This is a genomic window from Streptomyces sp. KR55, assembly GCF_052245645.1.
Lineage (GTDB): Bacteria > Actinomycetota > Actinomycetes > Streptomycetales > Streptomycetaceae > Streptomyces > Streptomyces flavusporus.
In genome coordinates, this window is the sequence record NZ_JBQQCE010000896.1 from 1 (window position 1) to 1,409 (window position 1,409).

The window sequence follows — 1,409 nt, forward strand, 5'->3', positions numbered from 1 at the left end:
TCAGCAGCTGCTCGCGCCGTGCGCGAAGACGTTCCAGAACACCCATGAGGGTCTCCATCCACAGAGTTGGATGGAGACCCGGGGCTCAAGTGCCGCTCAGCCGGTCTCCGACTACACCCGTAGTTTACCCGCGGCGACGCTGCTCACGCCGGTCTGCGCGACGCTCAGACGGCGACCGCAACACCCGCGCGGGCATGGCCACCTGTACCGGGCACATCGCATCCTCCACCGCCCGGTACAGCGGCGTGCGCCGGTCGCGCTCCTCGGCGAGCACGGCCGCCAACTCCGTCAGCCGAGGCCGCATGTCGTCGGGGCACTCGGCGAGCCGCTCACCGAGCACCGCCAGGCCGGCGGCCAACTGACGGTCGGTCCACTCATCGGCAGGCATCTCGAACAGGCCCGGGGCGTAGTCGTGGCTGCGGTCGTCGTCATGCATGGCGTACTCCTCCATGATCGCGGGTGGCATTCGGGCCGGGGGGAGAAAAATGAAAGCTGGGCGCGGGGTTGAGAAGATGATCTCTCGAAAAACTCGCTGACCTGCGACGACGAGTCGTCAGGCGGCGGTGCGGCAGTCGAGGCAGAGGGGTGATCCTTCGGCGTTCCACTGAGGGCGGGTGCAGTGTGCGCACGGAGTCTTGGGTCGGGCGTCAGTAGAGAGTGGGTGCATTTCAGCGTCCGCAGCGTCCGCAGCGTCCGCACGCTGATGTTCGCGCCGGTCAGGCAGGGTGAGGACGCCGGACGCTGCGGAGCGGGCAGCGTCCGGTGCAGCGTCCGCAGCGTCCGGTGCCCCCGGGTTGCGGACGCTAGCGTCCACCCCCCAGCGTCCACCCTGTTTGCCCTGGTCAGACCCCGTGTCCTGGCCTGTTGCGGACGCTGCGGACGCTGTTTCGTACCTTCTCTCTGGAAGTGCGGTCAGGTGGTACAGGCGCTTGCGTTTGGCGTCCGGGGTGCGCTTGCTGTCGTCCACCTCGATGCCGATGGTCCGCAGCACCGGGGCGAGCCGCTTCAACTGCCCGCCGGCGCGGGTCGCGTCCTTCGGCCACTTCCGCGGCAGCTTGTCCGGGGCGGGTACCCGCTCCAGCAACTCGGAGGTGGTCAGGGTGAGTCCGTCGGCGCCCGCGCGGTCGACGAGGGCGACGACGGCCTGGGCGAACGGCTCGCCGTCGAGAACATCGGCGACGGCGTCGCGGGCGGTGGCCTTGTAGCTGTCGAGGGTGTTCCAGCCCTGCACCTTGTCGACGGCGGCCAGGACGCGCGCGAAGTCGGCCATGCGGGGACGCTCGGCCAGCTGCACGTCGGGCAGGGCGCGCAGCACGTCGGCGAGCAGATCGAACAGGGAGGCCAGGATGGACGCGTGCGCGTCGGCGTAGGCGGCGTCCAACTCGGCTTCCTCGCGGCGCCGGCGGTCC

Annotated in this window: 1 protein-coding gene and 1 pseudogene; both read right to left on the reverse strand. The window is 69.9% G+C overall.

What is annotated here, in order from left to right:
- Positions 1-124: 124 nt before the first annotated feature.
- Complete coding sequence (locus ACTWQJ_RS51340; RefSeq protein WP_443313195.1) at positions 125-436, reverse strand: hypothetical protein; 312 nt, start codon at positions 434-436, stop codon at positions 125-127.
- Positions 437-553: 117 nt separating this feature from the next.
- Positions 554-1,409 (reverse strand): annotated as a pseudogene (locus ACTWQJ_RS51345) (ATP-binding protein); the annotation flags it as partial.

Excerpts from the sequence above, each read along its gene's own strand:
- ACTWQJ_RS51340 (WP_443313195.1), bottom strand. The coding sequence starts at position 436 with ATGCATGACGACGACCGCAGCCACGACTACGCCCCGGGCCTGTTCGAG.